This window comes from Micromonospora sp. WMMB482, assembly GCF_019038635.1.
Classification (GTDB): domain Bacteria; phylum Actinomycetota; class Actinomycetes; order Mycobacteriales; family Micromonosporaceae; genus Micromonospora; species Micromonospora marina.
The window spans coordinates 6615039-6625455 of record NZ_JAHOPD010000020.1 but is presented as its reverse complement, the minus strand read 5'-3'; the positions used below and the strand labels follow the sequence as shown (position 1 = coordinate 6625455).

Sequence of the window (10417 nt, the reverse complement as noted above, 5' to 3'; positions counted from 1 at the left end):
AAATGGTGTCGTACGACCGTTGTCGACGGTCGTGACACGCTGGGCCGGGCGGGTCCGCGCACCCGCCCGGCCGCACCCCGCGAGGGCGGTGCGCCGCACCGCTCGCGGGACGGGTCGGCCCAGCCTGCGCCCCCGCCACCTAGGGGCACCCGTAGGGGCACGCTAGGGGTTGTGACCGCCGTCCGGCGACAATTACCTTTCGTCCGGCGCGTAAGACCTGGTGGGGGACTGAAACGCCATTGTCTGGCAATTCGTGGTCGGCTGAATGGGTTTGGATCTTCGCGGCTTGTGGCGTCCGTGGACGGTATTGGGTCGCTGTTTCTCTCCGACCCGAAGAGGTGGCGTCAATGGCGACTGAAGATACGCTCCGGGAGTACCTGAAATGGGTGACGGCGGACCTTCACCAGACCCGGAGGAAGCTCGGCGAGCTTGAGGCGGCCAACCGCGAGCCGATCGCCATCGTCGGCATGGCCTGCCGCTTCCCGGGCGGGGTGGCCTCGCCCGAGGAACTGTGGGAGCTCGTCGACTCCCGCCGCGACGCCTACTCCGCGTTCCCCGCCGACCGCGGCTGGGACCTGGCGCGGCTGTTCCACCCGGACCCCGACCACCCCGGCACGTCGTACGTGGCCGAGGGCGGCTTCGTCGACTCCGCCACCGAGTTCGACGCCGCGTTCTTCGGTATCTCGCCGCGCGAGGCGCTGGCCATGGACCCCCAGCAGCGGCTGCTGCTGGAGACGTCGTGGGAGGCGTTCGAGCACGCCGGCATCGACCCCTCGACGCTGCGCGGCCACCAGGTCGGGGTGTTCGCCAGCACCACCGGCCAGGACTATGTGGGGCTGCTCCAGCAGCCGCCACCCGGCACCGAGGGCTACATCCTCACCGGCACCGCGGCCAGCGTCGTGTCCGGCCGGATCTCGTACGCGCTCGGCATCGAGGGCCCCGCCGTCACCGTCGACACCGCCTGCTCGTCGTCGCTGGTCGCGCTGCACCTGGCCTGTCAGGCGCTGCGGCAGGGCGAGTGCACCCTGGCACTGGCCGGCGGGGCCACCGTCATGTCCACCCCGTCCGCCTTCATCGGCTTCAGCCGCCAGCGCGGCCTGGCCATGGACGGCCGGGTCAAGTCGTTCGCCGCCGCCGCCGACGGCACCGCCTGGGGCGAAGGGGCCGGCCTGCTGCTCGTCGAGCGGCTCTCCGACGCCCGCCGCAACGGCCACCCCGTCCTCGCGGTCGTACGCGGCAGCGCGGTCAACCAGGACGGCGCGAGCAACGGGCTGACCGCCCCCAACGGCCCGTCCCAGCAGCGGGTCGTGCTCCAGGCGCTGGCCAGCGCCCGGCTCGCGCCCGAGCAGGTCGACGTGGTGGAGGCGCACGGCACCGGCACCACCCTCGGCGACCCGATCGAGGCGCAGGCGCTGCTGTCGACGTACGGGCAGGGCCGGCCGGCCGACCGGCCGCTCTGGCTCGGCTCGGTGAAGTCGAACATCGGCCACACCCAGGCCGCCGCTGGCGTGGCCGGCGTGATCAAGATGGTGATGGCGTTGCGGCACGACACCGTGCCCGCCACCCTGCACGTCGACGAGCCGACGCCCAACGTGGACTGGACGGCCGGCGCGGTGTCGCTGGCGACCGAGCCGCAGCCGTGGCCCGCGGGGGAACAGCCCCGCCGCGCGGGCATCTCCTCCTTCGGCATGAGCGGCACCAACGCCCACGTGATCATCGAGGAGGCGCCCGCCGCCGACCCGGCCCCCGCGGACGCCCCGGACGGCCCCGCCGCCGCGATCGACCCGGTCACCGTGCCCGACACCGCCCCGGTCGACGGTGCCGGCCTCGTGCCGGTGCTGGTCTCCGCCCGCGACGCCGCGTCCCTGACCGCGCAGGCCACCCGCTGGGCCGACTGGCTCGACGAGCGCCCCGAGCTGCGGCTGACCGATGTCGGCTGGTCGTCGGCGAGCACCCGGGCCAGCCTCGAGCACCGCGCCGTGCTGCTCGCCGGCGACCGCGCCGACCTGACCGCCGCCCTGCGCGCGCTGGCCGCGGGCGGCGACGCCTCGGGCCTGGTCACCGGGGCGGGCCCGCGCGGCGGCAAGCTCGCGTTCCTCTTCTCCGGCCAGGGCGCGCAGCGCAGCGGCATGGGTCGCGAGCTGGCCGCCGTGTTCCCCGTCTTCGACCGGGCGCTGGCCGAGGTCTGCGCCGAGCTGGACCGGCACCTGCCCCGCCCGCTCGCCCCGGTGCTCTTCGCGCCCGAGGGCGACGAGGCCGGCGGGCTGCTCAACCAGACCCTCTACACCCAGGCCGGCCTGTTCGCCGTCGAGGTCGCGCTGTTCCGGCTCCTGGAGAGCTGGGGGATCGTCCCGGACGTGCTGCTCGGCCACTCGATCGGCGAGCTCTCCGCCGCGCACGCGGCCGGTGTGCTGTCGCTTCCCGACGCCGCCACGCTGGTGGCCGCCAGGGGCCGGCTGATGCAGGCCCTGCCGGCCGGCGGCGCGATGCTGGCCGTCCAGCTCCCCGCCGACGCCGTCCGGGCCGCCCTGGCCGGCGTCGAGGACGCCGTCGCCGTCGCCGCCGTCAACGGGCCCACCGCCGTCGTCGTCTCCGGCGCCGCAGTCGTCGTCGAGGAACTCGAACGCCGCTGGGCCGACCAGGGCGTACGTACCAGGCCGCTGCGGGTCAGCCACGCCTTCCACAGCCCGCTGATGGAACCGATGCTCGCCGAGTTCGCCGCCGTGGTGCGCCGGCTGGAGCTGCACCCGCCGGCGCTGCCGATCGTGTCGAACCTGACCGGCGCCGTCGCCGACGCCGACGAGATCCGCACCGCCGAGTACTGGGTGCGGCACGTGCGGGAGGCGGTCCGCTTCGCCGACGGCGTCGAGCAGCTGCGGGCCCTGGGCGTGCGTACGTTCCTGGAGGTCGGCCCCAGCGGGGTGCTCACCGCGCTGGCCCGCGACGTCCTGGCCGACGACGAGACCGCCGCCGTGGCGCTGCTGCGCCGCGACCGCCCCGAGCCCACGTCGGCGCTCACCGCCCTCGCCGAGCTGCACGTCGGCGGAGTGGAGGTCGCCTGGACGCGGCTGTACGCGGGCGCCGAGACCGCGCGGGTGCCGCTGCCCGGGTACGCCTTCCGCCGCCAGCGCTACTGGCCCGAGCCGCCGCCCGCCGGCCCCGACACCGCCTCCGCCGACGGCGACGACGAGTTCTGGGCCGCCCTGGAACAGGCGGACGTCGACACGTTGCGCGGCGAGCTGGGCGACGACGACGAGCAGGTGCGGGCGCTGCTGCCGGCCCTGCCCGTGCTGTCCTCCTGGCGCCGGTCCCGGCGGGAACGCTCCCTCGTGGACGGCTGGTCGTACCAGGTGAGCTGGCAGCCCGTGCCGGTCGGGGACGGCGACGCCCCGGCGGGCCGCTGGCTGGTCGTGCTGCCCGCCGAGGACGCGCCGGCGTGGGCCGACGGCCTGGCCGGGCTCTTCGAGGACGCCGAGCCGCTGGTGCTGCGCGTCGACGCCGCGGACCTGGACCGCGCGGCGCTCGCCGCCCGGCTCCGGGTGCTGACCGACGGCCGCGGTGTCGACGGCGTGCTCGCCGTCGTCGCCGGCCAGGACCGGCTGTTGCCCGAGCACCCCGGCGTGACTCTCGCCGCTGCCGGCACCCTCGCCCTCGTCCAGGCGATGACCGACCTGGACCTGGTGGCGCCGCTGTGGTGCGTCACCAGCGGCGCGGTGGCGGCGGCCCCGGGCGACCGGGTCACGCACCCGCTGCAGACCGAGGTCTGGGGCCTCGGCCGCGCGGCGGCTGTCGAGCAACCGCACCGCTGGGGCGGGCTGGTCGACGTGCCGGCCACCGTCGACGCCGCCACCACCCGGCGGCTCGCCGCCGTGCTGGCCGGCCACGGCGGCGAGGACCAGGTGGCTGTGCGCCCCGGCGGCACCTGGGCCCGGAGGCTCACCCCGGCCCCGCCGCCGACCGACGAGAACCCGGACGGTGACTGGTGGTCCGGCGCCGTCCTGGTCACCGGCGGCACCGGCGCCCTCGGCGGCCACGTCACCCGCTGGCTGCTCGACCGGGGCGCCGGACGGGTGGTCCTGGCCAGCCGCCGGGGCGCCGCCGCCCCCGCCGTGGCGGACCTGCTCGACCGGTACGGCGCCGACGGGCGGGTCACCGCCGCCACCTGCGACGTCACCGACCGGCGGTCCGTGGCGGACCTGGTCGGCTCGCTGCCCGACCTGACGGCGGTCGTGCACGCCGCCGGCACCGACCAGCTCACCCCGATCACCGACACCACCCTCGACGAGTTCTCCCACGTCGTCGCGGGCAAGGTACTCGGTGCCCTGCACCTCGACGCCTGCCTCGCCGAGCGCGACCTCGCCGCGTTCGTCATGTTCTCCTCCATCTCCGGCGTGTGGGGCAGCGCCGGGCAGTGTGCGTACGGCGCCGGCAACTCCCTGCTGGACGCCCTGGCCGTCAACCGGCGCGACCGGGGCCGGCCGGCCACGGCCGTGTCCTGGACGGCCTGGGGCGGCGCGCACGGCATGGCCGCCGAGAACGTGGCCACCGAGCAGCTCAACCGGATGGGCCTGCCGCCCGTCGACCCGGAGAAGGCGCTCGTCGCCCTCGACCGGGCGCTGCGGCGGCCCACGCCCTGCGTGACCGTCGCCGACGTCGACTGGAGCCGGTTCCACCCCGCGTTCACGGTGGCCCGGCCCAGCCCGTTCCTCGGCGACCTGCCGCGGGTGCGGGCGCTCGTCGCGCAGGAGGAGGCCGCCGCGCCGGCGGACGGAGTCGCGGCGCCGCTGCGCCACCTCGCGGCGCTCCCGGCGGCGGAGCAGGAGCGGGAGCTGCTGCGGCTGGTCAACGAGCAGACCGCGGCGGTGCTGGGCCACGCCACCCCCGACGAGCTGCGCGGGCGCCCGTTCAAGGATCTCGGCTTCGACTCGCTGACCGCCGTGGACTTCCGGGGGCGGCTGAACGCGGCCACCGGCCTGCGGCTGCCCACCACGCTGGTCTTCGACTACCCGACCCCCGCCGAGCTGGCCGCGCACCTGCGCGAGCTGGTCTCCGGCGCCGCCCCGGCCGACGCCCCGCAGACCGTCGTCGTCGACGCCGACGAGCCCGTCGCGATCGTCGGCATGGCCTGCCGCTACCCCGGGGGCGTCGACGGGCCGGAGGCGTTCTGGCGGCTGGTCGCCGACGGCGTGGACGCCATCTCGCCGTTCCCCACCGACCGGGGCTGGGCGATCCCCGAGCCGGCCGAGGGGACGCACCCGCCGGCGGGCGGCTTCCTCCACGACGTGGCGGACTTCGACCCCGCGTTCTTCGAGATCTCGCCCCGCGAAGCCCTCGCCATGGACCCGCAGCAGCGGCTCACCCTGGAGACGTCCTGGGAGGCGCTGGAGCGGGCCGGGGTGGACCCGGCGTCGCTGCGGGGCACCCGTACGGGCGTCTTCGTGGGTGCCTCCACCTCCGGCTACGGCACGGGGCTGACCGAGGTCCCCGAGGGCGTCGAGGGCTATCTGATGACGGGCGCCGCGCACAGCGTCATCTCCGGCCGGGTCGCGTACGCCCTCGGGCTGGAGGGCCCCGCCGTCACCGTCGACACGGCCTGCTCCTCGTCGCTGGTGGCGCTGCACCTCGCCGGGGCGGCGCTGCGGCGCGGCGAGTGCGACCTGGCGCTGGCCGGCGGCGTGGCCGTGATGGCCACCCCGACGGCGTTCCAGGAGTTCTCCCGCCAAGGCGGACTCGCCTCCGACGGGCGGTGCAAGTCCTTCGCCGCGACGGCGGACGGCACCGGCTGGTCCGAGGGCGTCGGCATGCTGCTCGTGCAGCGGCTCTCCGACGCCCGGCGGCAGGGTCGCCGCGTCCTCGCCGTGGTACGCGGCTCCGCCGTCAACTCCGACGGCGCGTCGAACGGCCTGACCGCCCCCAACGGCCCCTCCCAGCAGCGGGTGATCCGGCAGGCGCTGGCCGGCGCCGGGCTGGCGGTCACCGACGTGGACGTCGTCGAGGCGCACGGTACCGGCACCGTCCTCGGTGACCCGATCGAGGCGCAGGCGCTGCTGGCGACGTACGGCCGGGAGCGGGGCGACGCCGGCCCGCTGCTGCTGGGCTCGGTCAAGTCGAACATGGGCCACGCGCAGGCCGCCGCCGGTGTGGCCGGCGTGATCAAGATGGTGCTGGCGATGCGGGAGGGCACCGTACCGGCGACGCTGCACGTGGACGAGCCGTCGCCGCACATCGACTGGTCGGCCGGCGACGTGGAGCTGGTGACCCGGTCCCGGCCGTGGCCGGCCGCCGACCGGCCCCGCCGCGCGGCGGTCTCCTCGTTCGGTATCTCCGGCACGAACGCCCATGTGGTCGTCGAGCTGCCCGCCGACGCCGAGGCGGCCGACGCACCGATGCCGCCGGCAGCCGCTGCGGCGGGGGAACGCGCCGCCGGGCTGCTCACCGCCGACGTGGTGGTCTGGCCCGTCTCGGCCCGCTCCACCTCGGCCCTGGCCGCGCAGGCGTCCCGGCTGGCCCGGCACCTGCGCGCGCACCCCGGCCTCGCCCCGGCGGCGGTCGGCTGGTCGCTCGCCGCGACCCGCTCGGCGTTCGACCGGCGCGCCGCCGTGCTCGGCGCGACCCCCGGCGAGCTGCTGGCCGGCCTGGACGCGCTCGCCGCCGGCACCCCGGCCGGCAACGTCGTGACCGGCACCGTCGCCAACCACGGCGCGGGACCGGTGTTCGTCTTCCCGGGCGCTACCCCGGCGGGCGCGGTGGCCGCACTGGTGGGCCGCTGCCCGGTCTTCGACGACACCCTCGCCGAGTGCCGGCAGGCCCTCGCGCCCTGGGTCGACGTCGATCCGGCCGCCCTGCTCACCGGCGCGGACGCTGCCTGGGCCGACCGGCCGGAGCTGGCCCGGCCCGTCCGGTTCGCCGTCGGCGTGGCGCTCGCCGCCGTCTGGCGGCACACCGGTGTCACCCCCGCCGCTGTCGTCGGCACCGGCGACGGCGAGGTCGTGGCCGCGTACGTGGCGGGCCTGCTGTCCCTGCCCGACGCCGCCCGCACGGTGGCGATGCGGGCCCGCGCCGCCGCCGGCGGCCTGGATCACGACGGCCTCCGCGCCGCCCTGGCGGGGCTCGCGCCGCAGCCCGGGACCGCCCGGCTGGCCTCCACTGTCACCGGGGACTGGGCCGACGCGGCGGGCCTCGGCGCCGACCACTGGACCGACCCGGCCACCCCCGGCGGCGGGGCCGGGGGGCCGGAGCGGCTCGACGCCGCCCTGCGTGCTGCCGTCGCGGCCGGACACCTGACCTTCGTGGAGGTCTCGCCGGAGCCGGCACTGGCTGCCGGGATCGCCGCCGCGCTCGACGCCGCCGGCACTTCCGGACACGTCCTGGACACCTTCGGCGGCTCGGCCGACACCGCCACCCGGCTGCTGACCGGCCTCGCCACCGCGCACGCCCTCGGCCTACCGGTGGAGCACCGCCGGCTGCTGCCCGAGTCCGAACCGGTCGACCTGCCCACGTACGCCTTCGACCGGCACCGCTACTGGCTGGAGCGCACCGGCGCGCACCGCTCCGTCCTGCCCGCCGTGGGCCTCGACGTGGTGGACCACCCGCTGCTCAGCGCGGTGGCCGACCTGCCCGGCGACGAGGGCCTGCTGTTCACCGGCCGGATCACCCTCACCACCCACCCCTGGCTCGCCGACCACGCCGTGCTGGGCACGGTGCTGCTGCCCGGGACGGCCCTGGTGGAGCTCGCGTCCTGGACCGGCCGGCAGGCCGGCGCGGCGACCGTCGCCGAGCTGAACCTGGAGGCGCCCCTGGCGATCCCCACCGAGGGAGGAATCGACCTGCGGGTACGCGTCGGCCCGCCGGACGAGACCGGGCACCGGCCCGTCGCCATCCACACCCGGCGCGACGACGACACCGCGGCCGACGGTTCCCGGCCCTGGCAGCGGCACGCCTCCGGGCAGCTCGCCGACACCGTCGCCCCGGACCCCGCGCCGGCCGCCGTGTGGCCGCCGGCCGACGCCGAGCCGATCGCCCTCGACGGGCTCTACGCCCGGCTCGCCGCCCAGGGCTACCACTACGGCCCCACCTTCCGGGCGCTGCGCGCCGCCTGGCGCTCGGGCCGGGACATCCTCGCCGAGGTCGCCCTGGACGCCGACGCGTCCACCGACACCACGGCGTTCTCGGTGCACCCGGCCCTGATGGACGCGGCGCTGCACGCCATCGGCGCCAGCGCCACGGCCGACGGCCCGGCCGGCGACCCCGCCAGCGGCGCGTCGGGCACCGAGGGCGGCCCCGACATCCGCCCGGGCCTGCCGTTCACCTGGTCGGGCGTCACCATCCGGCCCACCCGTGCCCGCGAGTTGCGGATCCGGCTGCGCGCCACCGACGCCGGCTCCGTGGCCCTGACCGTCACCGACACGGGCGCGACCCCGGTCGCCTCCGTCGACGGTCTGGTCCTGCGGCCCATCTCCGGCGAGCAGCTCAGCGCCGCCCGCCGCTCCGCCAGCCGGTCCCTGCACCGCCTCGACTGGGTCGCCCCCACCACCGGCCGCGCCGACACCGCCTCGCGGCTGGTCGTCCTCGGCGCCGACTGGCCCGGCGCCGACCGGCACCCGGACCTGTCGACGCTGGTCGCCGACGTACGCGCCGGCGCCGCCGCGCCCGACGCGGTGGTGGTGACCTGCGCCGGAGCCGCCGCCGACGAGCCCCACCCGGCCGCCCAGGCGCACCGGGTCGCCCACCGGATGCTCGCACTGGCCCAGCAGTGGATCGCCGAGGAGGCCCTGACCGTCGCCCGGCTGGTGGTGGTCACCCGCGGCGCGGTCCGGGTCGACCCGGACGAGCGGATCGCCGACGTGCCGGCCGCCACCGCCTGGGGCCTGCTGCGCTCCGCCCAGTCGGAGAACCCCGACCGGATCGTGCTCCTCGACGTCGACGACGACGCCCCGGCCGCCGCGCTGCTGCCGGCCGCCCTCGCCACGGGCGAACCCCAGCTCGCCGTACGCACCGGCCAGCTCCGGGTGCCCCGGCTGACCCGCCTCGGGCCGCCTCCGGCCGAGGCGTCCGGCCCCGACCTGGCCGCCGGCACCGTCCTGGTGACCGGGGCGACCGGCCTGCTCGGGAGGCTCGTGGCACGCCGGCTCGTCACCCGGCACGACGTACGGCACCTGCTGCTGGTCAGCCGCAGCGGGGCGGACGCCCCGGGCGTCGCCGCGCTGGTCGACGAGCTGGCCGGACTGGGCGCCACCGCCCGGGTGGCCGCCTGCGACGTCACCGACCGCGACGCGCTCGCCCTGCTGGTCGACCAGCTCCCCACCGACCTGCCACTGACCGGCGTGGTGCACGCCGCCGGGGTGCTCGACGACGGTGTCCTGCCGGCGCTCACCCCGGAGCGCTTCGACGCCGTGCTGCGACCCAAGGTCGACGCGGCCTGGCACCTGCACGAGCTGACCGAGAAGCGGGACCTGGCCGCGTTCGTGCTCTTCTCCTCGGCGGCCGGCCTCTTCGGCGGCCCCGGGCAGGCCAACCACGCGGCGGCGAACTGCTTCCTCGACGCCCTCGCCCAGCACCGGCGCGACCGGGGACTCCCGGCGCTCTCGCTGGCGTGGGGCCCGTGGGTCAACGACACCGGCGACGGGCAGACCGGGCACGTCGACGAGGCCCGGATGAACCGGGGCGGCTTCGTGCCGCTCGGCGCCGAGGAGGGCATGGACCTGTTCAGCGAGGCCCTGCGCTTCGCCGAGCCGGTGGTCGTACCGGTCAACCTGGACCTCGCGTTGATCGGCCGGCACGGGCCGGCGGCGGTGCCGCCGGTGCTGCGGTCGCTGGTGCGGCCGGCGGCGACCGGCGCGGCCCGGGCCGCCGAGCGGAACCCGGCCGAGGCGCTGCGGGAGACCCTCGCCGCCACGGCGGAGGCCGACCGTGACCAGGTGCTCTCCGACCTGGTGCGGACCCACGCCGCCGCCGTCCTCGGCTACGCGTCGATCCGCTCGATCGACGCCGAGCGCGGCTTCGTCGAGCTGGGCTTCGACTCGCTGACCGCGGTCGAGTTCCGCAACCGGCTCAACGCGGCCACCGGCCTGCGGCTGCCCTCCACGCTGATCTACGACCGGCCGACCACGGCCGCGCTCGTCGAGTACCTGCGCGGCGCGCTGCTGGCGGAGCGCAGCACGTCCGCGCTGACGGTGCTCGGCGAGCTGAACAAGCTGGAGCACGCCATGCGCGCGGTGTCCACCGGCGACACCGACCGGGCCGCCGTCGGCGTCCGGCTGCGCGAACTGCTCTCCCTGTGGACCTACACCGAGGCCGGTGCGGACTCCGCCGCCGACGAGGGCACCAGCCTCGAGTCGGCCTCCGCCGAGGAGATCTTCAGCCTGCTGGACGAAGAGTTCGGCTCGGCCTGATCCGGCATGTCGCACACCTCGAACCC

The 10417-nt window shown here is 76.9% G+C and carries 1 protein-coding gene; it reads left to right on the top strand.

Features of this window, described 5'->3' with window-relative positions; genetic code table 11:
• The first annotated feature begins 347 nt into the window (after nt 1-347).
• A complete protein-coding gene (locus KSK32_RS31585) occupies nt 348-10391 on the top strand; it encodes a type I polyketide synthase (RefSeq protein ID WP_216935498.1) in 10044 nt (3347 codons plus the stop codon).
• Nucleotides 10392-10417: the final 26 nt, after the last annotated feature.